Source organism: Halomonas sp. PAMB 3264, from assembly GCF_031954245.1.
Classification (GTDB): Bacteria; Pseudomonadota; Gammaproteobacteria; order Pseudomonadales; family Halomonadaceae; genus Vreelandella.
Genome location: NZ_CP134866.1, coordinates 3,628,312 through 3,653,189, shown reverse-complemented (window position 1 = coordinate 3,653,189; position 24,878 = coordinate 3,628,312). Strand labels below are relative to the sequence as shown.

Annotated in this window: 21 protein-coding genes and 1 rRNA gene; 7 read left to right on the top strand and 15 right to left on the bottom strand. The window is 63.4% G+C overall.

What is annotated here, in order from left to right:
- The first annotated feature begins 16 nt into the window (after positions 1–16).
- Together rrf and RN347_RS16695 are read left to right on the top strand one after the other, a co-directional pair.
- Positions 17–132 (top strand): 5S ribosomal RNA (gene rrf, locus RN347_RS16700).
- Between the two features lie 313 nt (positions 133–445).
- Positions 446–1,777 carry a deoxyguanosinetriphosphate triphosphohydrolase gene (locus RN347_RS16695; protein WP_263585729.1) on the top strand — a complete coding sequence of 444 codons (1,332 nt, stop codon included), beginning with the start codon at positions 446–448 and terminating at the stop codon, positions 1,775–1,777.
- On the opposite strand, the gene RN347_RS16690 is transcribed toward RN347_RS16695, so the two are convergent.
- The 10 genes from RN347_RS16690 to tkt form a co-directional block, all read right to left on the bottom strand.
- The gene (locus RN347_RS16690; protein WP_263585730.1) at positions 1,774–2,682 is read right to left on the bottom strand and encodes a nuclease-related domain-containing protein; all 909 of its coding nucleotides are present in this window, start codon (positions 2,680–2,682) and stop codon (positions 1,774–1,776) included. The genes RN347_RS16695 and RN347_RS16690 overlap by 4 nt on opposite strands.
- Positions 2,683–2,733: 51 nt before the next feature.
- Positions 2,734–3,108: a translation initiation factor Sui1 gene (locus RN347_RS16685; protein ID WP_263585731.1), complete on the bottom strand. Its 375-nt coding sequence runs from the start codon at positions 3,106–3,108 to the stop codon at positions 2,734–2,736.
- Positions 3,092–3,805, bottom strand: a complete 714-nt coding sequence (locus RN347_RS16680) for an HAD-IA family hydrolase (protein WP_311958970.1) — start codon at positions 3,803–3,805, stop codon at positions 3,092–3,094. The genes RN347_RS16685 and RN347_RS16680 overlap by 17 nt, the downstream gene beginning before the upstream one ends.
- A gap of 269 nt (positions 3,806–4,074) precedes the next feature.
- Positions 4,075–4,419: a hypothetical protein gene (locus tag RN347_RS16675; RefSeq protein ID WP_263585733.1), complete on the bottom strand. Its 345-nt coding sequence runs from the start codon at positions 4,417–4,419 to the stop codon at positions 4,075–4,077.
- A 148-nt stretch (positions 4,420–4,567) separates the two neighbouring features.
- Positions 4,568–5,632, bottom strand: a complete 1,065-nt coding sequence (gene fba / locus RN347_RS16670) for a class II fructose-bisphosphate aldolase (RefSeq protein ID WP_311958969.1) — start codon at positions 5,630–5,632, stop codon at positions 4,568–4,570.
- 49 nt (positions 5,633–5,681) lie between these two features.
- Complete coding sequence (locus tag RN347_RS16665; RefSeq protein WP_263585735.1) at positions 5,682–6,851, bottom strand: phosphoglycerate kinase; 1,170 nt, start codon at positions 6,849–6,851, stop codon at positions 5,682–5,684.
- Positions 6,852–6,885: 34 nt separating this feature from the next.
- Positions 6,886–7,929, bottom strand: a complete 1,044-nt coding sequence (locus RN347_RS16660; RefSeq protein ID WP_311958968.1) for a glyceraldehyde 3-phosphate dehydrogenase NAD-binding domain-containing protein — start codon at positions 7,927–7,929, stop codon at positions 6,886–6,888.
- Positions 7,930–7,995: 66 nt separating this feature from the next.
- Entirely contained in the window at positions 7,996–8,718 is a 723-nt protein-coding gene (locus RN347_RS16655) for an LrgB family protein (protein ID WP_263585737.1), read from the bottom strand.
- Between the two features lie 12 nt (positions 8,719–8,730).
- On the bottom strand, positions 8,731–9,075 hold the full coding sequence (locus RN347_RS16650) for a CidA/LrgA family protein (protein ID WP_263585738.1): 345 nt from the start codon (positions 9,073–9,075) through the stop codon (positions 8,731–8,733).
- 33 nt (positions 9,076–9,108) lie between these two features.
- Positions 9,109–11,097: a transketolase gene (gene tkt / locus RN347_RS16645; protein ID WP_263585739.1), complete on the bottom strand. Its 1,989-nt coding sequence runs from the start codon at positions 11,095–11,097 to the stop codon at positions 9,109–9,111.
- A gap of 273 nt (positions 11,098–11,370) precedes the next feature.
- On the opposite strand from tkt, the gene metK reads away from it, so the two are divergent.
- Positions 11,371–12,591 carry a methionine adenosyltransferase gene (gene metK / locus RN347_RS16640; RefSeq protein WP_263585740.1) on the top strand — a complete coding sequence of 407 codons (1,221 nt, stop codon included), beginning with the start codon at positions 11,371–11,373 and terminating at the stop codon, positions 12,589–12,591.
- A gap of 114 nt (positions 12,592–12,705) precedes the next feature.
- Entirely contained in the window at positions 12,706–14,520 is a 1,815-nt protein-coding gene (gene ligB, locus RN347_RS16635) for an NAD-dependent DNA ligase LigB (RefSeq protein WP_311958966.1), read from the top strand.
- An 11-nt stretch (positions 14,521–14,531) separates the two neighbouring features.
- Here the strand turns inward: ligB and RN347_RS16630 are convergent, their stop codons facing one another.
- Entirely contained in the window at positions 14,532–15,467 is a 936-nt protein-coding gene (locus tag RN347_RS16630; protein ID WP_311958965.1) for an AEC family transporter, read from the bottom strand.
- A gap of 136 nt (positions 15,468–15,603) precedes the next feature.
- Between RN347_RS16630 and metF the strand changes: the two genes are divergently transcribed.
- On the top strand, positions 15,604–16,446 hold the full coding sequence (metF, locus tag RN347_RS16625; protein WP_311958964.1) for a methylenetetrahydrofolate reductase [NAD(P)H]: 843 nt from the start codon (positions 15,604–15,606) through the stop codon (positions 16,444–16,446).
- A gap of 197 nt (positions 16,447–16,643) precedes the next feature.
- Here metF and RN347_RS16620 read toward each other — a convergent pair whose 3' ends face one another.
- The 4 genes from RN347_RS16620 to prlC form a co-directional block, all read right to left on the bottom strand.
- Positions 16,644–18,845: a TRAP transporter fused permease subunit gene (locus tag RN347_RS16620; protein ID WP_311958963.1), complete on the bottom strand. Its 2,202-nt coding sequence runs from the start codon at positions 18,843–18,845 to the stop codon at positions 16,644–16,646.
- 88 nt (positions 18,846–18,933) lie between these two features.
- On the bottom strand, positions 18,934–19,923 hold the full coding sequence (locus tag RN347_RS16615) for a TAXI family TRAP transporter solute-binding subunit (protein ID WP_263585745.1): 990 nt from the start codon (positions 19,921–19,923) through the stop codon (positions 18,934–18,936).
- Between the two features lie 347 nt (positions 19,924–20,270).
- Positions 20,271–20,519 (bottom strand): YheV family putative zinc ribbon protein, encoded by a 249-nt coding sequence (locus RN347_RS16610; protein WP_263585746.1) that lies wholly within the window; start codon positions 20,517–20,519, stop codon positions 20,271–20,273.
- 82 nt (positions 20,520–20,601) lie between these two features.
- Complete coding sequence (gene prlC, locus RN347_RS16605; RefSeq protein ID WP_311958962.1) at positions 20,602–22,638, bottom strand: oligopeptidase A; 2,037 nt, start codon at positions 22,636–22,638, stop codon at positions 20,602–20,604.
- Between the two features lie 243 nt (positions 22,639–22,881).
- Here prlC and RN347_RS16600 point away from each other — a divergent pair, with 243 nt between their 5' ends.
- Entirely contained in the window at positions 22,882–24,231 is a 1,350-nt protein-coding gene (locus tag RN347_RS16600) for a sodium-dependent transporter (RefSeq protein ID WP_311958961.1), read from the top strand.
- Between the two features lie 23 nt (positions 24,232–24,254).
- Complete coding sequence (locus RN347_RS16595) at positions 24,255–24,809, top strand: gamma carbonic anhydrase family protein (protein ID WP_263585749.1); 555 nt, start codon at positions 24,255–24,257, stop codon at positions 24,807–24,809.
- Positions 24,810–24,878: the final 69 nt, after the last annotated feature.

The following is a 24,878-nucleotide window of genomic DNA, read 5'->3' as shown; positions in this document are numbered from 1 at the left end:
TACATTGAAAGTTACGCCTGACGACCATGGCTTGCGTGAACCACCCGATCCCTTGCCGAACTCGGAAGTGAAACCGCAACGCGCCGATGGTAGTGTGGGGTCTCCCCATGCGAGAGTAGGTTATCGTCAGGCACCTATTGTGCAGAGAACCCGGCCCCTGGCCGGGTTTTTTGTGTGCGCGAGAAAAGGGCAGCGGCGTATGAGGACCCCCGTGCGAGGGTACCGGGACGCCGGCCGCCGGAGCGCCGGCCGCCGGGACGCCGGTCGGGTCATCGTCAGGCACCCATCCCGAAAATCCCCCGTCTCCCCGAGGCGGGGGATTTTTTTATGCGTGCAGAAAAGAATCAGCACGCTAGCCAACATCTGCGTTTACTATACCCCGCTCGACCTCACGTCCCGCTACTACCCGTTTTGTGTCAAAATGCACGCCTCAAGGAGGATTGCCATGACACACATGCGCTGGGAGCAGCTGCTCTCGCCCCGTCGTTTGCACGACAAGCGTTCGACCACCGGCCGTGAAATGGGGCGTACTCCGTTTCACAAGGATCATGACCGCATCGTCTTTTCCGGCTCGTTTCGTCGGCTGGGTCGCAAGACTCAGGTGCATCCGCTCACCGAGAACGACCACATCCATACTCGGCTGACCCACTCGCTGGAGGTGGGCTGCGTGGGCCGTTCGCTCGGCATGATCGTCGGCGAGCTCTTGAGCGACCAGCTGCCCGAGTGGATTACCCCGGCGGATCTGGGCGTGATCGTGCAAACTGCCTGCCTGGGCCACGATATCGGCAATCCTCCCTTTGGCCATGCCGGCGAGTACGCCATTCGCGACTGGTTTCGCCGCGCCCAGGGAAGCGGGCTGCTCGACGGGCTTTCCGAGGCAGAGTGTGAGGATTTGCTCACCTTCGAGGGCAACGCCCAGGGCTTTCGTGTCATTACTCAGATCGAGTACAACCAGTTCAATGGCGGTATGCGACTCTCGGCGGCGACCCTTGGCACGCTGTTGAAATATCCCTGGACCGTTCGCTACGGCGGCCGCATGGGCAAGTTCGGCTGCTATCAATCGGAGCAGGCGCTGCTTACGGAAGTGGCCAATGCGGTGGGGCTCTTGCCCCAGGGCGAGCAGCGCTGGTGTCGCCATCCGCTGGCATGGCTGGTCGAGGCCGCCGACGATATCTGCTACGCGCTGCTTGACCTGGAAGACGGCCTCGAGATGGGCATTTTGCGCTACGAGGAGGTCGTGGAGATTCTGCGCCAGATCGCCGGTGAGTTTCCGCCGGAGTACGACGATATGCTCAGTCGCAACGTCTCGCAGCGTCGGCGCATCGCGCTTTTACGCGGGGCGGCCATGGAGCGTGCAGTCAACGAAGTGGCGTCGGTGTTCGTGCAAAACGAACAGGCGCTGTTGAGCGGCACGCTGGGTGAGGATCTGCTGGAGCTTTGCCACCCGGATCTGGGATGGGGCGTGCAGGCGGCCAAGCAGCTCGCCCGGGAGCGTATTTTTCAAAACGAGCGCAAGGCGAAACTCGAGATCGGCGCCTACACGACGCTGGGCATTCTGCTGGAGGCGTTCATCGGCGCCGCCCATGAGCTTCACCACACGGGCCAAAGCTCGTTCAAGCATCAGCGCGTATTGGCACTGATCGGAGAAAACACGCCGCTCCCCTCCTGGTCGCTGTACGACAGCTACCGGCGCATGCTCGATTTCATTGGCGGGATGACCGACCACTACGCGGTGGACCTGGCTCAGGAGATGGGCGGTCGGCTTCGCGGCGACTAGACCGAGGCCTTCTGCAGATGGGGCGGCTCGACCATGCGCGAGCGCTCCAGCAGCGCGTGGATGATCTGGTCGTGAAGCGCGTCGGACAAACGCGTCGACGTGAACTCGGTGAGCTCGCGCGCGAGCTGCTCACCGCTGACCACGAGGATGTCCGGTGCCGCCTCGGACGTATCGATGGTCCAGCCCGGTAGCGCCAGCACGCCTTTTACCTCGACCGCCGCGCCGCAGCGCTGCGCCAGCCAGTCGGAAAGCCAGGCAACGCCTTCGCGCGTCTTGAGCAGCGGGCGGCGCTCCTGCCAGTGAGGAAAGCGCAGCCGTTCGTGCTCGACCGCGACCTCGTTGAGTTCCTTGCCGTCAGGACCGAGTGCCAGCGTTCGCGCGCGGGTTTCCACCACGAACACACCGTGCGGCGTCACGACCACGTGGTCGATGGTGAAGTGATCGGTGGGCACATCGTGAAACACGCAGTAGGGATGCGCTTGCGGGCGAATCAGTTGCTCGAGCTCCTGGCCCACTGCCAGCTCGCAGGCAAGGCCTAGCTTGAGCCGGCGGATACGCTGATAGTCGCGAATCAGCAGCAGCGAAAATGCCACGACCAACAAGGTGCTGATAAGCCCATAGAGCGCCCATTCGCCCCACTCCTGATGCTCCACGAACAGCATACGGCCCATCCCGTAAATGAGCGGCGCAAGGCTTACGATAGGGCCAAGGGCGCCGTTGAGAAAGAGCGCGGAGTAGGCACGATCGAGGCGGGTGCGAAGACCCTGGCCGGGTTCTCTGAGCGGGGCGTTGAAGGGGGAATCGACGCGCGCGTCGTGAAGGCTGCGCAGCGCCAGTACGACGCTGGCCATGGCCGCCATCGGAAACAAGAAAATCAGCGGTAGCAGATACTCCAGCCAGACCATTGCAGTGCCTTACCTGTGTGCAGAATCGCTCTGCGGTGCGCGCCGGGCCGTTTAGCCGCCCGCCAGTTTGACCTTATAACCCAGCGCTTCGAGCGCCGTTTTAAGCGTTTCGCGGTGGTCGCCCTGAATCTCGACGACCCCATCCTTGACGGCGCCGCCGGTACCGCAGCGCTTTTTGAGCGTTTTCGAAAGCGCCTTGAGCTCCTCGCCGGCTAGCGGAATCCCGCTGAGCGTGGTGACACCCTTGCCCTTGCGCCCGCTGGTTTCGCGGCGAATGCGCACGATACCGTCGAGTGAGGCGAGCCTTGCCTGCTCGCTTTGCTCCTCGCAGCGGCACTCGTCGATGGGTGCGCGGCAATCGGGGCAGGTTCTGCCCTGCTCGGTTGAGTATACAAGACCACCCAACTGATCACGTAATGAGGCCATACTGTTTCTCTAACAAATACTCGGGTATTGCCACGCTTTTTCGCCCCGCGACCAGCTGTGCCACGACCCCCGGCAGCTGCTGCATGCGCTCGATCTTAATCGCGCCTTCCGGCGTGGTTTCGGTCTCGGGGAAGCGGTTCAAATGAATCACGGTCATGCCCGCTTTCAGCGCGGCGCGAACGCCCACCAGCGCATCGTCGATGGCGATGCATTCACTGGCGCTGTAGCCCATGATACTGGCTGCGTGCAGATGTAGACAGGGTTCCGGCTTCCAGCAGTTGGCGGTATAGCCGCTGAAAAAACGCTTGCCGAAGTAAAGCGTCAGGTCGACGGCCTTGAGCGCGGACTGGATCTTGCTCTCCGGGCCATTGGAGACCACGGCGCTGGGGAAATGGCGAAGCTTTTTGAGCGCCGCCATGACGCCGGGCAGCGTGGTGAGCTCGCGACTCAGGCGGTGAGCGAGGTTGTCGCGCATGAGTCGCTCAGCCGTGGCGAGCCGGTCGGGGTCGACGGCGCCAAAGCGCGCCTGAAGCTCGGCGACGATATTGCGAAAGCGGGCGCCGCGAAATTCGCCCATGTAGTCCTGGCGTTTAAAAGGCAGACCCACCGCGCAGAGCGCGATCGCCATCTCTTCAGCGAGAAGAGGTTCGCTGTCAACCAAAGTGCCATCACAATCGAATAACAAAAGTGGAAGCATCGGTGATCCTTGCAGCGCCGTTGGCTGCGTGTAATAAACCCGTGGTACAAGGTTATCGGGCATTCAATAGCCGACTTTAGTTCTATTGAACGGGATTTTTTTGACTTTGTGAACACTGTTTTATAATTTTTTGAGCCTGCTGAACGTGAAAAAGCGCGCTCTGGGCGCGCTTGAAAATCGGATGATCGAAAAAACAGCAGCTAAAACCTTCACTTCCCGACGGCGTTAACGAAACGGCAAGAGGGATAACGCAGATTAAAAAAATGTGCTCAGCGTGAAAGCCTGCGTGAATTGGCGCGGCTGCGGCGATGATACGGCGACATCGTTTTCTGACTGGTGACCCACCAGGGCGCATAGTGGCCATTCATGGCGCCGAAAAAGGCCTTTTGCATCGCCATGCCCGCCTCGATGCTCGCTTCCATCTTTTCGGTCACCATGCGCTGATTCTCGAGCATCATGCCCGGGCTGAAAAACGGCTGGGTTTGCCAAAGGTGTTGGCGCTGAGCGATCGTCGAAAGCGACGTGCTCCAAAGCTCCAGCGCCATCATGGTGGCGCTATAGATCCCCATCATGGGAACGAAGGGAGCGCTGAACGGCGTGGCGGAGTGCTTCATGGCGATTACCTTCAGTTGATGAAACAGGGTCGATACGGTGATGGCGCCATACTACGCCGATGCTGCGCTGCAACAAGCGTTTTTGATCAGTGATGGCAATAAAAAAGGCGGCCAGGGCCGCCTTTCTCGATTCATGAACGCGAGGTGTTTACTTCACCTTCGGGTCCAGCTCGCCGCGGGCGTAGCGCTCGTACATGTCTTCCAGGTTGATCGGTTTGATCTTGCTGGCATTGCCGGCGGTGCCGAACGCTTCGTAACGAGCGATACATAGATCGCGCATGGACGACACGGTTTCCTTGAGGAATTTACGCGGGTCGAACTCGGACGGGTTCTGGGCCAGGAAGCGGCGAACCGCGCCGGTGGAGGCCAGGCGCAGGTCGGTGTCGATATTGACCTTGCGTACGCCGTGTTTGATGCCTTCGACGATCTCTTCGACCGGCACGCCGTAGGTTTCGGGAATCTCGCCGCCGTACTGGTTGATGATCACGAGCCACTCCTGGGGTACCGAGGAGGAGCCGTGCATGACCAGATGGGTGTCCGGGATGCGCGCGTGGATCTCCTTGATACGCTGGATCGAAAGCGTATCGCCGGTGGGGGGCTGAGTGAACTTGTAGGCGCCGTGGCTGGTGCCGATGGCGATGGCCAGTGCGTCGACGTGGGTCGCCTTGACGAACTCGGCGGCCTCTTCCGGATCGGTCAGAAGCTGCTCCATGTCGAGCTTACCTTCGGCGCCGATGCCGTCTTCTTCGCCGGCCATGCCGGTTTCCAGGCTTCCCAGGCAGCCAAGCTCGCCTTCGACGGAGACGCCGCAGGCGTGGGCCATTTCCACCGTGCGGCGGGTGACGTCGACGTTGTAGTCGTAATCCATCGGCGTCTTGCCGTCTTCACCTAATGATCCGTCCATCATCACCGAGGAGAAGCCGAGCTGGATCGAGCGCTGGCACACCGCGGGGCTGGTGCCGTGGTCCTGGTGCATGACCACCGGGATATGCGGAAACTCTTCCACCGCGGCCAGAATCAGGTGGCGCAGAAACGGCGCGCCGGCGTACTTGCGCGCCCCGGCAGACGCCTGCACGATCACCGGCGAGTCGGTCTTGTCGGCGGCTTCCATGATGGCGCGCATCTGCTCGAGGTTGTTGACGTTGAAGGCCGGGATGCCGTAGCCGTGTTCGGCGGCGTGGTCGAGCATCTGGCGCATGCTGATTAAAGCCATGAAGTCACCTTACTGGTTGTCGATCGTGAGGGTCGGTGGTGTTAACGGGTTACGCGCCGCGGGCAGCGGCTTCGAGGGCGGTCACGGCGGGAAGCGCCTTGCCCTCGACGTACTCCAAAAACGCGCCGCCGCCGGTGGAAATATAGGAGACGCGATCGCTAATGGCGTACTTGTCGATCGCGGCCAGGGTGTCGCCGCCGCCGGCGATCGAGAACGCCGCGCTTTCGGCGATCGCTTTCGAGAGCGCCTCGGTGCCCTTGCCGAACTGGTCGATCTCGAACACGCCCACCGGGCCGTTCCATAAAATCGTGCCGGCGTCCTTCAAAAGCCCGGCCAGGCGGCCGGCGGTGTCCGGGCCGATATCGAGGATCATCTCGTCGTCCGCCACCTGATCGACCGGCTTGACCGTCGCTTTCGCGGACTCGGAAAACTCGGTGGCCACGACCACGTCGGTGGGCAGCGGAATGTTGACCGTCGCCATCAGCGTTTTGGCCTGATCGACCAGATCCGCTTCAAAAAGCGATTTGCCCACATTATAACCCGCCGCGGCGATGAAGGTGTTGGCGATGCCGCCGCCGACGATGAGCTGGTCGCACTTCTCGGAGAGCGCATTGAGCACGTCGAGCTTGGTCGAGACCTTCGAGCCGCCGACGATCGCCGTCATGGGCCGTTTCGGCGTGGCCAGCGCCTTCTCGAGCGCTTCGAGCTCGCCGGCGAGCAGCGGGCCGGCGCAGGCGATGGGGGCAAAGCGCGCCACGCCGTGGGTCGAGGCCTGGGCGCGGTGGGCGGTGCCGAAGGCGTCCATCACGAAAATGTCACAAAGCGCGGCGTAGCGTTTGGCCAGCGCCTCGTCGTCCTTTTTCTCGCCGGTGTTAAAGCGCACGTTTTCGAGTAGCACGACATCACCGTCGTCGAGTTCCGGCGCCTTGTCGAGGTAGTCGGTGGCAAGCATGACCGGCTGGCCCAGCAGCTCGCCAAGGTGCTCGGCGACCGGGCCGAGCGAGAACTCCTCGGCGGGCTCGCCTTCGGTGGGACGGCCCAGGTGGCTCATCAGCAGCACTTTTGCGCCGGCATCCCTGGCCGCCTGAATGGTCGGCAGGGCGGCGCGCAGACGCGCGTCGCTGGTGACGCGGCCATGCTTGATCGGTACGTTCAGATCCTCGCGGATCAGCACGCGCTGACCCTTTAGCGAGTGCTCGGACATCGTTTGCACGTTCATCCAGACGGCTTCCTTGTGGTTGGGCGTTGGTACGTCAGTGGCTTGGAGGCGGCGCGAGCGACGCCAGGCGTCGGCTGATATCCAGCATTCGGTTGGCAAACCCCCACTCGTTGTCGAACCAGCAGAGCAGTTTGACCAGCCGCTTGCCGGCGACCCGGGTCTGGGTGGCGTCCAGAATGCCCGAGTGCGGGTCGTGATTGAAGTCGACCGAGGCCATTGGGGCCTCGGTGTAGTCCAGCACGCCTAGAAGACGCGTGCGGCACACTTCCTTCAACAGCGCGTTGACTTCCCGGGCGTCGGTATCGCGCTTCACGGTGAGCGCGGCATCCATCGCCGAAACGTTAATGGTCGGCACGCGCACGTGCAAGCACTCGAAGCGCCCCTTGAGTGCCGGCATCAAGCGGCTGATGCCCACGGCCAAGCCCGTATCGACGGGCACGATGGAGTGCATCGCCGAGCGGGTCAGGCGCAGGTCGGTCTGGTGGTAGGCATCGATCACCGGCTGGTCGTTCATCGCCGAGTGAATGGTGGTGGTCACGCCGTGCTCGAGCCCCAGCGCCTCGTCGAGCACGGTGAGAAGCGGTACCAGACAGTTGGTCGTGCACGACGCCGCCGACAAAATGCGCTGCTCGGCCGACAGCGTCTGTTCGTTGATCCCCCAGACGATAGTGGCGTCGACGTCGGACTCCGCCGGCTGCGAGAACAAAAGCCGCTTGGCGCCGGCCTCGAGATGCTGTTCAGCGGTGGCGCGGTCCTTGAAGCTACCCGAACACTCCAGCACCAGGTCGATCTCAAGCGCTCGCCAGGGCAGGCGGGACGGGTCGGCTTCGCTGAGTACCTGAATGCGCCGCCCGCCCACCACCAGCGCCTCGCCGTCGCTCTCCACTGAGGCAGGAAAACGGCCATGCGTGGTATCGAAGCGGGTGAGATACGCAATCGTATCCAGATCCGACAGCTCGTTGATCGCGACGATCTCGAGGTCGGGGTCGTCGCGCTCGATGAGCGCGCGCAGCACGCACTGGCCGACGCGGCCATAGCCGTTGATGGCGATACGAAATGCAGGTGTGGACTCGGCCATAAGCGGCAGCTCTTTAGGGGGCGGTGGCGGCCAGGCGGCCGTAAACTCGCGTGATTCTAGCGTATTTCATGGCTTGGCTCCTACCAGGTGCCAGGCAAGCGGCAGCAAAAGCGCGGTGAAAATACCCGTAAGGCTCATGCCGAGCGACGCGAAGGCGCCGGCGGTGGGGCTTATTTCGAACGCCCGCACGGTGCCGATCGCGTGGCCGTTGAGTCCCAGGGTAAAGCCGATGACGCGCTCGTCCTCGATCTTCAAAAGTTTCGCCGCCGGGCCGGTGAACGCCGCCGTGGCCACGCCGGTCACCAGCAGCGCGCCGAGCATCAGCGCCACCGAGCCGCCAATTTGCTCGGTGATGCCGATGGCGATCGGCGCGGTGACCGATTTGGCGGCAAGCGAGGCGAGAATGTCCGGTGGCGCGCCCAGAAGCCAGGCAATGCCCAAGGCATAGCAGGCGGCCAGGGTGGCGGCGATGGGTAGGCAAACGGCCAGCTCGCGCCACAACGCGCGGATGTGCGGTAGCTGCTGATAAAGCGGCATGCCCAGCGCCACCGTGGCCGGGCCCAGCAGCAGGGTCAGCCACAGCGCCCCTTCGCGATAGCGCGGGTAGGGCAGATCGATCAGCGCAAGCGTGGCGGCGAGCAGGAGTGCGGCGATCAGCACCGCCGGCAGCCAGGCGGGCCGTTTCAGACGCACGAACAGGGCGTTGGCGACGATGAACGCCGCAAGCGTTAGAGCCACGGCGAACAGCGGCGACGCGGCGAGCGTCTCGAGCAAACCGTCAGCGTTCATGGCGACCTTCCATCATGATCTGTCCATCAGAGCCTTGAGCAGCCAGAGAGTGCTCGCCACGCTTGCCAGCGTGCCGAGCACCAGCGCGGCAAGAATTACCGACCACTGGCCCTGGAGGTCGTCGATGATGAAGAATACCCCAACGACGCCGGGCATGATCAGCATCGCTAAAAGCGCGATCAGCGGCTGGGCCGCGGCGGCCAAAGGGGCCGGGACGCGGCGAAGAAGCATCAGCGTGGCGGTGAGCAACAGCATTCCCACCACGCCGGAGGAGACGGGCAGACCGGAGAGGCGAATGACCGCCTCCCCGATCAGGTAGTAGCCGACCAGCCACAAGAAACCGGTTAGTGCGGGCATCCGGGCGGCGACTCCTTGCTGCGCGCGACGGGATCAGCCCAGCAGTTCACGGGCCTGGTCGACGATGTTGTCCACAGTGAAACCGAAGTGCTTGAACAGATCGCCGGCTGGCGCAGACTCACCAAAGGTGGTCATGCCGATCACGCGGCCATCGAGGCCCACGTACTTGTACCAGTAATCAGCGTGGGCGGCTTCGATCGCGATGCGCTTGCTCACCGCGCGTGGCAGGACGTGCTCCTTGTACTCGGCGTCCTGCTCGTCGAAGCGGTCGGTCGAGGGCATCGATACCACGCGCACCGCGCGGCCCTGGCCTTCGAGCGCGGCGGCCGCGTCCATGGCCAGCGCCACTTCCGAGCCGGTGGCGATCAGAATCAGCTCCGGAGTGCCCTCGGCATCCTTCAACACGTAGCCGCCGCGCTGAATCTCGGCAAGCTGCGACTGAGCGCGGGCCTGGTGCGGTAGGTTCTGGCGCGAGAGCACCAGCGCCGTGGGCCCTGAGCGGCGCTTGAGCGCGGCATCCCAGGACGCCATGGTCTCGACGGCATCGCAAGGGCGCCAGGTCGAGAGGTTCGGCGTGGTACGCAGGTTCGTGAGCTGCTCGATCGGCTGGTGGGTCGGGCCGTCTTCGCCAAGGCCAATGGAGTCGTGGGTGAAGACGTAGATCGCCTGATTACCGATCAGAGCGGCCATGCGTACGGCGTTGCGCATGTACTCCATGAAGATCAGGAACGTGGCGCCGTAGGGGACGAAGCCGCCGTGCAGGGCGATGCCGTTCATTACCGCGCCCATGCCGAACTCGCGCACGCCGTAGTGCAGATAGCTGCCGCTCGGGTCTTCTGCAGTGATTGCCTGGGTGCCTTCCCAGTAGGTCAGGTTCGACGGGGCCAGGTCGGCGCTGCCGCCCAGAAGCTCCGGCATCTGCGGGCCGATGGCGTTGAGCGCGGCAAGCGATGCCTTGCGCGAGGCGATGCTTTCGCCTTTCTCCTGCGCCTTTTCGATCAGCGCTTCGGTGCCGAGCTCGGCGGGCAGTTCGCCCTTCATGCGGCGCTTGAACTCGCGGGCGAGTTCCGGGTGGGCGTCAGCGTAGCGCGCGAAGCGCTCGTTCCAGGCATCCTGCTGCTTTTTACCCGCCTCACGGGCGTCCCAGGCGGTGTAGATCGGCTCGGGGATATAAAACGGCGCGTGCTCCCAGCCGAGCTGCTTGCGCGTTGCCGCCACTTCGTCGTCGCCGAGCGCGGCGCCGTGGGACTCTTCCTTGCCCTGCTTGTTGGGCGCGCCGAAGCCGATGATGGTCTTGCAGATGATCAAACTCGGCTTGTCACTCTGTTTGGCGAGTTCGATGGCGGCCTTGATCTCTTCCGGCTTGTGGCCGTCGACGTTGGGCACCACGTGCCAGCCGTAGGACTCGAAGCGCTTGGCGGTGTCGTCGGTGAACCAGCCCTCGACTTCGCCATCGATGGAGATGCCGTTATCGTCATACAGCGCGATCAGCTTGCCAAGCTGCTGGGTGCCGGCAAACGAGGCCGCTTCGTGGGAGACGCCTTCCATCAGGCAGCCGTCGCCGAGGAAACACCAGGTGTGGTGGTCGACCACGGTGTGGCCCGGGCGGTTGAACTGTGCGGCCAACGTGCGCTCGGCCAGGGCAAAGCCCACGGCGTTGGCAAACCCCTGACCGAGCGGGCCGGTCGTGGTTTCGATGCCCGGCGCGTAGCCGAATTCCGGGTGACCAGCGGTGGGCGAGTGGAGCTTGCGAAATGACTGCAGGTGCTCGAGGCTCACGTCGTAGCCGGTGAGGTGCAACAGCGAATAGAGCAGCATCGAGCCGTGCCCGTTGGAGAGCACGAAGCGGTCGCGGTCGGCCCACTTCGGATCCTCGGGGTTGTGCTTCAAGTAGTCGTTCCACAGCACCTCGGCGATATCCGCCATGCCCATGGGGGCGCCGGGGTGGCCGGAATTGGCCTTCTGGACGGCATCCATGGAAAGGGCGCGAATGGCGTTGGCCAGCTCAAAACGGGACGGCATGGGGGGCTCCTCGCCTGAAGACGGAAAACAGGGATCAGAAAACATCGATATAACAGCGAGAATATCGATGCGAAAACCAGAAAGGGGGCTATTGTCGCTGACTTCAAGGGCCTCGGCAAATTATAGGCACGCCTTATGGGAACGCGCCTTGCTTGCGTGTAAACTCCACCGTTTGCGGCGGCGTCGCCGCGTTACCACTCCGGCAGGGTGCCTCCTGCCGCGATTTTTTTGATGCTGTCAGCCGGCAGCCGTCGTACGAGGGCCGAGCGCGTAATGAGCGAATATTCCCTGTTTACCTCCGAATCCGTTTCCGAGGGGCATCCCGATAAAATTGCCGACCAGATTTCCGATGCGGTGCTGGATGCGATCATCGCCCGGGACAAGCAGGCGCGCGTGGCCTGCGAAACCCTGGTCAAGACCGGTGTCGCGATCATCGCCGGCGAGATCACGACCTCCGCCTGGGTCGACCTGGAAACCCTGGTACGCGACGTGATCACCGATATCGGCTATACCTCGTCACAAGTGGGCTTCGACGGCGCGACCTGTGGCGTGGTGAACCTGATCGGCAAGCAGAGCGTGGAGATCGCTCAGGGTGTCGATCGCACCAAGCCCGAAGATCAGGGTGCCGGCGACCAGGGCCTGATGTTCGGCTACGCCACCAACGAAACCGACTCCTACATGCCGGCGCCGATTCATTACTCGCACCGCCTGGTGGAGCGCCAAGCGGAGCTGCGTAAAAACGGCATGCTGCCCTGGCTTCGCCCGGACGCCAAGAGTCAGGTGACCTTCCGCTACGACGCGCAGGGTCAGCCCTGCGGCGTCGATGCGGTGGTGCTCTCGACCCAGCACGACCCGGAGATCGCCCAGGAAGACCTGCGCCACATGGTGCTGCGCGAGATCATCGAAGAAGTGCTGCCCGCCGAGTGGCTCGACGAGAACACCCAATACCACATCAACCCGACGGGCAAGTTCGTCATCGGTGGCCCGGTGGGCGACTGCGGGTTGACCGGGCGTAAGATCATCGTCGACACCTACGGCGGCATGGCCCGCCACGGCGGCGGCGCGTTCTCGGGCAAGGACCCCTCAAAAGTGGACCGCAGTGCGGCCTACGCCGGTCGCTACGTGGCCAAGAACGTGGTCGCGGCGGGGCTTGCCGACAAGTGCGAAATCCAGGTGTCGTATGCCATCGGCGTGGCCGAGCCGACCTCGGTCTCGATCGACACCTTCGGCACCGGCAAGATCGATGACGCTCGCATCGTCGAGCTGGTACGCGAGCACTTCGACCTGCGCCCCTACGCGATCACCACAATGCTCGATTTGCTGCACCCGATGTATCAGCTCACCGCCGCCTACGGCCACTTCGGCCGCGAGCCCTTCGAGCACCGCTATGAGTGGGTGGACGACAAGGGCGAGACGCAGGTCGAGACCTTCACCGCCTTCCCCTGGGAGAAGATCGACAAGGCGGACGCGCTCAAAAGCGCCGCCGGCCTCTAGGCCCGCCCCGCGTTCGATCCAGCGCCCTCGGCTTTGCCGGGGGCGTTTTTTTATGGGCGAAAGTCCCACGGCTGCCCTAGGCTTTTAATGAATAGTGAGCCTCGGGGCCGAGTCATGACGATCAAAAGGCGTACGCTTTCCTCTTTGTTGACGCTAGCCGTACTGTCCCTGCTGGCCTTTGGGGTTCGCGCCGATGACTGCCCGCCCTGGCCCGATGAGCGGCTCACACTCGAAACCCAGGCCCTGGCCGAGCAGATCGCGCTGTGGGATTTGAGCTACCACGGCGAAGGCGTGGCGCTGGTCAGCGATACGCTGTATGACCAGGCCGCGGCGCGTTTGGCGCAGTGGCAGCGCTGTCTTGGGCAAACGCCGCAGCACCGGCCGCTCGAAAACGTTCTGGAAACCGACGCTACACACGCTACTACCGCTCGTCCTGATTCCGCTCGCCCTGATTCCACTCGGACGAGCTCCACGCGTACCACGTCCACTCGCACGGTTTCCCCGCCTGCTCTGCCTGCGTCCGCTGAGCGTACCATTTCCACCCGCGCCCACCCGGCGGCGCAGACCGGGCTCGAAAAAACCGACGAGGAGGGCGTGCGCCGCTTCACTACCCGCCGCGACAATCTCTGGATTCAGCCCAAGGTCGACGGGGTGGCGGTCACGCTCCACTATGAGGCCGGCGAGCTGATCGATGCGGTCAGCCGCGGCGATGGCGAGCGCGGCCAGAACTGGACCCCGCGCGCGCTGGAGCTGCCCGCAGTGCCCAACCGGCTGCCCCGGCCCATCGACGCGATCCTCCAGGGGGAGCTCTATTGGCGCCTGAGTGACCACGTTCAGGCCGAGGCAGCGGAGAGCGGTGCCCGGGGGCGGGTGGCCGGCGTCATGGCCCGGCGCGCGCCGAGCGCGGAGACGCTCGAGCGTATCGGACTCTTCGTCTGGGATTGGCCGGACGGCCCGACGGACATGGCCACTCGGCTTGACGCGCTTCGAGCGCTCGGCTTCGACACCGCGGCCTATACCCACCGCCTCGATGAGCAGCACGATGCCGCCTACTGGCGCGAGACCTGGTTCAACGCACCGCTGCCATTTGCCACCGACGGCGTGGTGATCAAGCAGGCCGAGCGCCCGGGCATCCAGAGCTGGTCGAGCTCGCCGCCGAGCTGGGCGGTGGCCTGGAAGTATCCGCCAAGCCAAGCGCTGGCACAGGTGCGCGGCGTCGAGTTTCGCGTCGGCCGCACCGGGCGGGTGACGCCGCTTCTGCACCTCTACCCGGTCGAGCTCGACGGGCGGCGCATTGGCCGGGTGTCGCTGGGCTCGCTCGATCGCTGGCGCGAGTGGGACGTGCGCCCCGGCGACCAGGTCGCCGTCGAGCTCGCCGGGCTCACCATCCCTCAGGCGCGCGAGGTGGTCTGGCACACCCGCGAGCGCGCCGAGCTCACCCCGCCGGCGCCCGAGCGCTATCATCTCTTGAGCTGCTTTTCGCTGACGCCGGGCTGTTTCGACCAGCTGCTGGCACGGCTGACGTATCTTGGCGAGCGGCTCAACATGCGCGGGGTGGGTGAGGGCACCTGGCGCGCGCTGTTGGAGGCGGGGGCGGTGAACGAGCTTTTGGGCTGGCAGCAACTGAGCCGCGAGGGGCTCATGCAGGTCTCCGGCATCGGGGAGGCGCGCGCCGAAGCGCTCTTGAGCGCGTTTCGCCAGGCGCGCGGCGCCTCCTTCGCGACGTGGCTGGACGCTCTCGGCGTGCCGCCGGGGGCAAACGCGCGCCTGCAGGATTGGGAAACGCTCAAGGCGTTGAGTGCCGACGAGTGGCAGGCCCGGCCCGGCGTCGGCCCCGTGCGCGGTGAGGCGCTGGCGGCGTTTTTCAGCCATCCCGAGCTTACGCGCATGGCGATTCAGCTGCGCGCCGTCGGCGTAGCGGGTTTTTGAGCAGCGCCTTTCTAGCCGAGCCCGGTGAGTGACAGCATCACGCCCAGATAAAGCGGTATCAAAAGTGGGGCCAGCAGCGTGCTCGTCAGCACCGCAAGCGCCCCCTTTTGCGGCTCGATCCCAAGCTCCATGGCGACCACCACCACGTTGGAGGCCATCGGCACCACGCTCAACAGCAATAGCGCCAACGCCAGCGTCGGCGAAAGCCCCAGGAGCGCATCGAGTACCAGTACCCCAATGAGCATCAGCGTCGGCCACAGCACGTAGCGAAGCCCTAGGCACGCCAGCACGAAGCGCGTATCCCAGGCCGCAAGCCGCGCCTGGCTCAAGGTCATGCCGATGATCATCATGCCCAGCAGCGTGTAGCTTGCCGGGAACACCGAAAGCGACTCCATCACCGGCGCGGGCAGGCGTATCGAGAGCGCGCCGAGCAAAAGCGCCAGGGCGAAGGCGTAGAGAAGCGGCAGGCGGCTGATCTTGATGAGGCTCTGGCGCACCGAGAACTGGCCGCGCGCGCTCAGGTAAAAGCCCACGGTGAACTCGTAAAGATTGATGCCCAACATGCAGAAGAGATAGAGCGTCACTCCCTCTGGCGGTAACAAAATCAACGCGATGGGCAGACCGAAGTAGCCGGTATTGCCGGTGCCCGAGGAGAACGCCAAAAGCGCCGCTTCATGAGGGCCGAAAACGCGCCGGCCAAGCGCGTTGACCGCCAGCGCCAGGGTGCTGGTGAAGAGAAAAAGCGCCAGCGTCAGCGTCAAATACTCGGCGGTCGGGTCACCGTTCATCAGCGCTCGAAAGACGGTGAACGGCGCGATCACGTAGACCAGCAGCGTGGCGATGGGCTGCGGATTCACCTTGAGCCGTTTGGCCGCAACGAAACCGAGTGCCACGAAGCTCAGAAGTGTCAGTAAAGGGCCCGCAAGCGTTGCAAAGGAGAGGTCCATGAGGTTTTCCAAAGGTTAAAGGCCGCGACTATGAATCAAATTAACGTAGCGCCGTGGAATCTTTCATTAGCCGCGCCCCGGCTCAGCGGCGACAATAGGCCACATTATCACCTTTATAGCCCCCGCGAGGCCCGTCATGAGCAGCCAGGAACATCCGTTAGGTATCAGCTTCGAGTTCTTTCCGCCGAGCACCGAGGCCGGGCGCGAGAAGCTGATTCACGTGCGCGATGCGCTGGCCGCCACCAACCCGCGCTTTTTCTCGGTCACCTACGGCGCCGGTGGCTCTACCCAGGCGCGCACCCAGGACATCGTTCGCCGGGTGAGCGAAAGCGGTATCACTACCGCGCCCCACCTCTCCTGCATCGGCAGTGAAAAGGCGCAGCTGCGCGATCTGCTGGCGCAGTACCGCGAAGAGGGCGTGGAGAGCCTGGTGGCGCTGCGCGGCGATCTGCCCTCGGGCATGGCGAGTATCGGCGAGCTGCGCTACGCCAACGAGCTGGTCGAGTTCATCCGCGCGGAAACCGGCGATCACTTCAACATCGCCGTGGCCGCCTACCCGGAGTCGCATCCTCAGGCGGCCAACCTCGAGCGCGACGTGGAGAATTTCGCGCGCAAGATGAACGCCGGCGCCGACATGGCGATCACCCAGTACTTCTTCACCGCCGACGCCTACTTCCACTTCGTCGAGCGCGCCCGCGCTCACGGCGTCACCCAGCCGATCATTCCGGGCATCATGCCGATCACCAACTACACCAAGCTGGCGCGCTTTTCCGATGCCTGCGGCGCCGAAATCCCGCGCTGGATTCGCAAGCAGCTCGAATCCTTTGGTGACGACCACGAATCGATCGCCGCCTTCGGTACCGAGGTCGTCACCCGGTTGTCGCAACGCCTGCTCGACGGCGGTGCGCCGGGCCTTCATTTCTACACCCTGAACCAATCCGCTCCGGTGCTGAAGGTCGTGAATAATCTGGTCGGCTAACGCGTATCGGAGAATATGTTGAGCAGGGGGGCGCCGTATCGAGTAACCCTCCGCGGGGCGCTATGAATACCTCCCTGTACGCTACTTTCGCCATCCTTGGCGAAAAACCCCCGCTACGGGTCACTCGATACGGCTACTCATAAAAAACGCCCGTCTGGCGAACCAGGCGGGCGTTGTCGTTTTACGCGATTCACTTTCTATGACGAAGTGCTGGTCGACGGTGTGTTGGCCCTCTGGCGCCGCTGCATCAAAAACAGCGCCGCGGCGATGGCAAGGCCCAACGCATCGGTATAGATGCCGCCGTAGATCAGGAAAATCGCCCCCACCAGCATCACCACCCGCGCCGCGCCGTTGACCGGCCCGAAGAACCACTTCTGCACCATGCCCGAGAGCAGCACGATACCGAGCGTGGCGGTCACGCCGACGCGCAGTATCTGTAGCGCCGAGCCTTCCATCAGCATCGCCGGGCTGTAGAAGAACATGAACGGCACGATAAACGCCGCCAGCCCGATCTTGAACGACGCCACCGAGGTACCCATCGGGTTATCGCCGGAGATGCCCGCCGCCGCGTAGGAGGCCAGCGCCACCGGCGGGGTGATTGCCGAGACCACCGCGAAGTAGAACACGAAGAAGTGTGCCACCAGCGGCTGGATGCCGATATTGATCAACCCGGGCGCCACCACGGACGCCGCGACCGCGTAGGCGGCGGTGGTCGGCATGCCCATGCCCAGCAAAATGCTGATCAGCATGGCGAACACCAGCGCCAAAAGCTGGCTGACGCCGGCAAGCCCCAATAAGAGCGAAGAGAAGCGCGCGCCGACGCCGGTCAACGAAATGACGCCGACGATCAGCCCGGCGCAGGCGCACACGGCGATGATCTGGATCGACATGGTGCCGGCGAGCTGCAGCGCTTTCAAAATCGCTTTCGGCCCCATCTTGTTCGGTGAAATCCAGCTCACTACCGCCGCCGAGGCGGTCGCAAGCGTGCCCGCGCGAATCACCGAGTAGCCCATGAACAGCGCTGCGATCAAAATGATGATCGGCGCGAACAGGTACACCTGCTTTACCAGACGCGAGAAGCGCGGAATTTCGTCCTTACGCATGCCGCGCATGCCCTTGCGCGCCGCCTCGAAATCGACCATGAAGTAGATCGACGCGAAGTAGAGCACCGCGGGAATGATCGCGGCGATGGCGATCTCGGTATAGGGAATGCCGGTCACTTCCGCCATGATAAAGGCGCCCGCGCCCATGATCGGCGGCATGATCTGCCCGCCGGTAGAGGCCGCCGCCTCGATGGCGCCGGCGCTGCGCGCGGGATAACCCACTTTCTTCATCAGCGGAATGGTCAGCGAGCCCGTGGAGACCACGTTACCCGCCGAGGTGCCGTTGATCATGCCCATCAGGCCCGAGGCGAAGATCGAGACCTTGGCCGGGCCGCCGCGCGCGCGCCCGGCGGCGGCGAAGGCGAAGTTGACGAAGTAGTCGCCCACTTTGGAGGCCTGCAAAAACGCCGCGAAAATGATGAACAGGATGATGTAGGTCGAGGAGACCGCGGTGGTCGGGCCGAGAATCCCGGCGTCGGTGTAGACCTGGCTGAAAAAGCGCTGCACCGATAACCCCGGATAGCCCAGAAAGCCCGGTAGATAGGGCCCGGCGAAAACGTAGACCAAAAAGACGGCGGAGATCACCACCAGCGCCAGGCCCGCCACACGCCGGGTCAGCTCCAGAATCAGCAGCGAGCCGGCGATCGCCGCCCAGGAGATGCCGATTGGCGCAAAGGAGGTGCCGGTCGAGGCACGCATGGGCGAGTTGTACATCAGCAGTAAATAGCCGGCGCTTGCCAGCGCGCACACCATCAGGACCAGATCCGCCGGGTTGAAGCGATCACGCTCCAGGCGAAAGCCCCAGGAGAGCACGATGGCGGCAGCGGTGGTGGCCATCAGCGGATAGCCGAAGTGCCAGTTCTCCACGGCGGGGTCGATGCGCATGGCGCCGCCGGCCAGCGTCTGCTGCATCAAGAATACCTGCACCAGCGTATAGGCCGCCGGAATCAGCAGCGCGACCCCCAGCGCCTTGAGCCACGCGGGCGAGGCGTGGGTCCCGGCCTCGGCAAAGCGGGCGCCGGCGAAAAGCCCGTACCCGAGAATCAGGGCGCCGGCGATGTGGATGATACGAAACGACCAGGTTTCGATCGGGTAGACGTTCAGCGAAAACAGGTGAAATCCCGAGTAGAGAATCGCGAGCGTCGCAAAGAGCAAAAACTGCCAGCCGGTAAAGACGCGCCGGTTGGCTTCGACCACTTCCTCGTCGACGCCATCGGCGATCGTCGCGCTCGAGGCCGCGGTGACGTGACCTTCATCCTTGGCATCAAATGGGGGGGAGTCGGCGTTATGACTCATGCAAGGTCACCTTCAGTCATCGGTAAAAGGGAGAGGCAAAACGGCCCCGCGCGGCGTCGCCGGAGGGGCAAAAAGCGAGCGGGTCGGCTTACTTGATCAGGCTGTCGTCGATCTCATAGCCGTTCTCTTCGAACCAGCGCGCCGCCCCCGGGTGGAAGGGCAGCACGGTGTTGTGCACGACGTTTTCCGGCACGGTGGTTTCGGCGCTACGGTGAATCGAGCGCATGCGGTCGTTGTTCTCCATTGTCACCTTGGTGACTTCGTAGATGAAGTCCTCGGGCAAATCGCAGCCCGCCATGGCGAAGTTCCACATGGAGACGACTGGGGAGTCCTCCTCGAGCGTGGTGTAGGTGCTCGCCGGAATGTCGTACTCCGCGACCGGGTAGTTGTCGAGCACGGTAGCGCGCTCTTCATCGGTGAAGGAGATGATGTTGACGTCGGTCTGCACTTCGAGCTGGCTCACTGCCGGAATCGGGATGCCTGCGGCGAAGGCAATGACGTCCAGTAGGCCGTCCTGGAGCTGGCCGCCAAGATCCGACCAGCCGCCGTTACGGCGCTCGAAGTTCACGCCCAGGGTTTCCAGCATCGCCGGGAAGTAGGTGTCCGAGGTGGAGGCCGCCGGGCCAAAGCCGATGCGCGCGCCGTCGGGAATGTCGGAGATCGACTCGATGCCGGAGCTTGAAAGCGCGGTAATCGAGAACGGCGTTTCGTACATCGGGAACAGTGCGCAGACGTTATCCATCTTGAGCCCCGGCGCCAGCGGGCTTTCGCCGTTCACCGCATCGGCGGCCGGGCCCATGGTGGTAAGTCCGAAGGCCATGTCGCCGGAGTGCACCAGCGCCAGGTTTTGAGTCGGACCGCCGGTCACTTCGCCGCCGCCGGAAAGGCCCAGCTCATCGGCGATGAAGTTGGCCCAGCCGGAGCCGTAGACGAAGTAAGTGCCGCCCTGACTTGCGGTACCAACGGTGAAGTTGTCCGGCCAGCCGGCGCGGTCTTCCTCGGCGCTGGCGCTACCGGCAGCGGCAACGAGGGTGGCGCTTGCGAGCATAAGCGCGGTTTTGGGCATGAGTTGGCGCATGGCGAGAATTCCCTGGCGGTTATTGAGGTTTTTGTAAAACGGCTTTTGAAACAAGGCAGCAATGGCCCGGTTAAACAGCCTGTTTAGAGCGATCCTCGTGCCAGGTAATGTCCCTTTATTTGTTTTCAGTTAGTTACGACGTTTTCCTGCAACTTTGGTCGAAACCGAAGAAGCGGAATGTGGCTGGATGTTCACACAAACGCCGGGTTCAGGCGTGCGAAAAGCCGCACACTCGGGTGCGAGGCCACTCGAATGCGAGGCCACTCGGATGCGAGGCGCGGTCGTCAAGGCGTTACTGGATGGCGTAAGCGCCAGTCAGGCAGGCTGGCGTCAGACAAAAGCTCGGGTCAGGATTTTCTTTTGGGGTCGAGAATCCGCACCGGCTGGACGTCCTGGCTTTTTTGCTCCTCGCGTACCTGGTTGACCCGGGTGGTCAGCTCCGAGGAGTTTTCGTCTTCAATGGGGAGCTGCTCGAAAAAATCGCAGCTCACGCACTCGCGATAGCGAATGCCGTTCTGCTCCCAGGCGCGGATGCGGTCCATGGCCGCGCAGCGCGGGCAGGTGACGCCAGCGATAAAGCGTTTCACACTCGACATGGTCTCTCCCGAGCGCGGCGGCTTGCCGCGCTCCTTGGTCGTTGAAAAGAGGTCGTTGAAAAGAGGTCGTTGCAAGGGCGCGTCAGGCGGCGCGGATACCGCTATGGCGCAAAAGCGGCTCGACGCTCGGCTCGCGTCCGCGAAACGCCTCGAACAGCTCGGCGGCATCCGCCGCGCCGCCCTGTTCAAGAATCTGCTGGCGAAAGCGGGTGCCGGTGGCCGGATCGAAAATACCCGCTTCCTCGAACGCACTCCAGGCGTCCGCCGAGAGCACTTCTGCCCACTTGTAGCTGTAGTAGCCCGCCGCGTAGCCGCCGGCGAAAATGTGGCTAAAGCTGTTCTGGAAGCGGTTGAAGTCGACCGTGGGTACGACCGAGGTTTGGCGACGTACCTCATCCAGAAGCGCCTGCACGTCATCGGCACTTGGCGCTTTGAGTTCGTGATGCAGGCGCAGGTCAAAAAGCGAGAACTCGAGCTGGCGCATCATGCCCATGGCGGACTGGAAGTTTTTCGCCGCCAGCAGGCGCTCGAACAGCGCCTCGCCGCTCTCGACGTGGCCGGAAAGCAGGTCGATGCCCTCGCGCTCCCAGCAGTAGTTCTCCATGAACTGGCTGGGCAGCTCCACCGCGTCCCAGGCCACGCCGTTGATGCCGGAGATGTCGGCGATCGACTGGCGGGTGAGCATGTGATGCAGGCCGTGGCCAAACTCGTGAAACAGCGTGGTGACTTCGTCGTGGGTCAAAAGGGCGGGCTTGTCGCCGACCGGGGCGGTGAAGTTGCAGGTCAAAAACGCCACCGGCAGCTGCAGGCCGTCGGCGCCTTCGCGGCGAACGCGGCAGTCGGCCATCCAGGCACCGCCGCGCTTGCCTTCGCGGGCGTAGAGGTCGAGATAGAAGCCGGCGATCGGCGTGCCGTTCTCCAGAATGTTGAAAAAGCGCACGTCCGGGTGATAGCGCGGCGCCTGCGTGTCCTCCTCGACCTGCAGGCCGTAAAGACGCTCGAGCACCTGGAAGAGCCCGTCGACCACGCGCGGGGCGGGGAAGTAGGGGCGAAGCTGCTCCTGGTTGATCGCATAGCGCGCCTCGCGAAGCTTTTCACTGGCGTAGCCGACATCCCAGGGCTTCAAGGTGTCGATGCCGAGCTCCTCGCGGGCAAAGCGGCCAAGCTCCTCGAACTCCTCCTCGGCCTGGGGTTTGGCACGGCGGGCCAAGTCGTTGAGAAATTCTTCTACCTGGGCCGGCGAGTCCGCCATTTTGGTCGCCAGCGACAGATCGGCGTAGGTATCGAAGCCGAGCAGCTGGGCCAGCTCCTGGCGCAGCGCGAGAATTTCCTCGATCAGCGCGGCGTTGTCGAAGCGTCCCGCGTTCGGGCCCTGGTTTGAGGCGCGGGTGACGAAGGCGGTATACACCTCTTCGCGAAGCTCGCGGCGGTCGGCATAGCTGACCACCGGGAAAAAGCTCGGGAAATCGAGGGTGATGCGGTAGCCCTCGACGCCCTTTGCCTCAGCGATGGCTTTCAGCGTCTCGCGGGCGCTTTCCGGCACGCCGGCCAGTTCATCAACGCTTTCGATATCCTTGTGCCAGGCCTGAGTAGCGTCCAGCACGTGGTTGGAGTACTGGTTGGAAAGCTGTGAGAGCCGCGCCTGGATCTCGCCGTAGCGCGCCTTTTTATCCGCGGGCAGATCAACGCCTGCCAGGCGGAAATCGCGCAGGGCGTTGTCCACGGCGCGCTGTTGGCCGGCATCGAGGTTCGACCAGGTGGGCTCCTGCTTGAGCGCTTGCCAGGCGTGAAAGAGGCCTTCGTGCTGGCCTACCCACGTACCAAAGGCGGAGAGCTTTTCGATGCACGCCTCATAGGCCTCTCGAAGTTCCGGCGAGTTCATGGTGCTGTTGAGCTGGCTGACCGGCGACCACGCGCGGGAAAGGCGGTCGTTGACCTCCTCCAAGGGGGCTGCGAAGTTCGCCCAGGTCGGCGGCGTGTGACGTGCCTGGTCGACGAGGGACTCGATGGCCGCACGGCTTTCGTCCAAAAGCGTGTCGATCGCCGGGAGTACGTGCTCGGCGCGAATATCGGCGAAAGGGGGGAGCGTTTGTGTCTCAAGCAGGGGATTTTGGGACATGGACACCTCGTTGAAAATGAAAGGGCGCGATCAGAAAGCGATCATGACACAGTGCGGGCGATGCCCCGCGCTTTCAATGGCGGCGGCGCTATTAAGCGGCGGCTGCGCGGGCGCTCACAAAGCGCTCGAGGCGCTTCATGGTGGGTTTGACTGACCATTGGCCTTTACGTAGGCGCCTGCTAGGCTTGCCGACTTTCACTACGATCTTCGATACCCATTTTTCGAGTCCGCCAGGAGCAGGTGATGAACGATACGCTAGAGCGCTGGGGGTCCAAACGCGCCTTTATCCTCGCAATGACCGGGGCGGCGGTGGGACTTGGCAATATCTGGCGCTTTCCCTATATCGCCGGGGAAAACGGCGGCGCGGCGTTTTTATTGCTGTATATCGCCTTCGTGCTGCTGCTGGGCATTCCTGTGATGATGGCGGAAATTCTGATCGGCCGCGGCGGGCGCCAAAGCCCGGTGCGCTCGCTGGCCACGCTCGCCAGGGCAAGCCAGGCGAGTCCGCGCTGGCGTTATCTAGGGCTTTTTGGCGCGCTGACCGTCTTCTGCATTCTGTCGTTTTACTCGGTGGTGTCCGGCTGGTCGATCGAATTTCTGGTGGCCTCGATCAACGGCACCTTCGAGGGTCAGTCGCCACAGGCGATTGGCGCCGGCTTCGAGGCCTTTCTGGCCAACCCCTGGCTTCTGGTTTTCAACCACTCGCTGTTTCTGTTCATCACCATGACCGTGGTCGCCGCCGGTGTGGCCAAGGGTTTGGAGCGGCTGAACAACTTTCTGATGCCGCTTTTGTATCTCCTGCTGCTGGTGCTGGCGGGCTACGGGGCGAGCACCGATGGTTTCGGCCCGGCGCTTGGCTGGCTCTTTTTGCCCTCTTTTGAAGCGATCACGCCGACGGTGGTGTTTCACGCCATGGGCCACGCCTTCTTCACCCTGGCGGTGGGCGCCTGCGCGCTGATGGCCTATGGCGCTTACATGCCCGAAGAGCAGAGTCTGACCCGGGCGGCCTTCGCGGTGGCGCTGCTCGATATCTGCGTGGCGCTATTGGCCGGTATCGCGATTTTCTCCGTCGTGTTCGCCCAGGGGCTCGACCCGACCCAGGGGCCGGGGCTGATGTTCGTCACCCTGCCCATCGCCTTCGCCGAGCTGCCTTTTGGCAGCCTCTGGCTCAGTGGCTTTTTTCTGCTGTTGCTGCTGGCGACCTGGACGTCGGCGATCAATCTGGCCGAACCGATGGTCGCTACGCTCACCGGCATGGGGTGGCGGCGGAGTATCAGTACCGCGGCGGTGGCTGTGAGCGTCTGGCTACTCGGCGTGCTGGCCGCGCTCTCCTTCTCCACGCTTGGCGAGTTCCGCCCGCTTTGGGGGCGCAACGTGTTCGAGCTTTTAAGCTCGATTCCGCCGGATGTCTTTTTGCCGCTGGGCGGGCTCTTGATCGCCATCTTCGCGGCCTGGGTATTGCCGGAATCCCAAGCGGTCGAGTCGCTAGGGGCGGGTAGTCGTGGCTACCGGCTCTGGCGTGCTACGCTTCGCTATATATCGATTCCGTTAACGTTGGTGGTGCTGGTCGGTGGCGTGCTGGCGCTGGGCTGACCGACCAGCTTGAAGGAGCACACATGAGCAAGGCGTTGAGAGCGTTCAAGGGGCAGAGCCCGCGGTTGGGCGAGCGGGTCTTCATCGACCCGGCGAGCGTCGTAATCGGCGATGTCGTGCTGGGTGATGACTGCTCGGTCTGGCCGATGACGGTGATTCGCGGCGATATGCACCGTATCCGTATCGGCGCGCGGGTCAGTATCCAGGATGGCAGCGTGCTGCATATCACCCATGCCAGCGACTTCAATCCGGACGGCTTTGCGCTCACCGTGGGCGATGACGTGACCATCGGCCACAAGGCGCTTTTGCACGGCGCCACCCTCGGCAGCCGCATTCTGGTGGGGATGGGCGCGATCGTCATGGACGGCGTGGTGGTCGAAGACGAAGTGATCATCGCCGCCGGCGCCGTGGTGACCCCGGGCAAAACGCTCGAAAGCGGTCATGTCTACGGCGGCAACCCGGCGAAGGCGCTGCGCCCGCTCAAGGAGAAGGAGCGGGCGTTTTTTACCTATACGGCAGGCAATTACGTGAAGTTGAAGGATCAGTTTTTGGCCGAACCGGATAACGAATCTGCCTAAACGGTTGCCCTGACACTCTTTTTTCTATTCTCAGCGTGTCGCGCGGGTCTATAATCTGTTAATTTATAC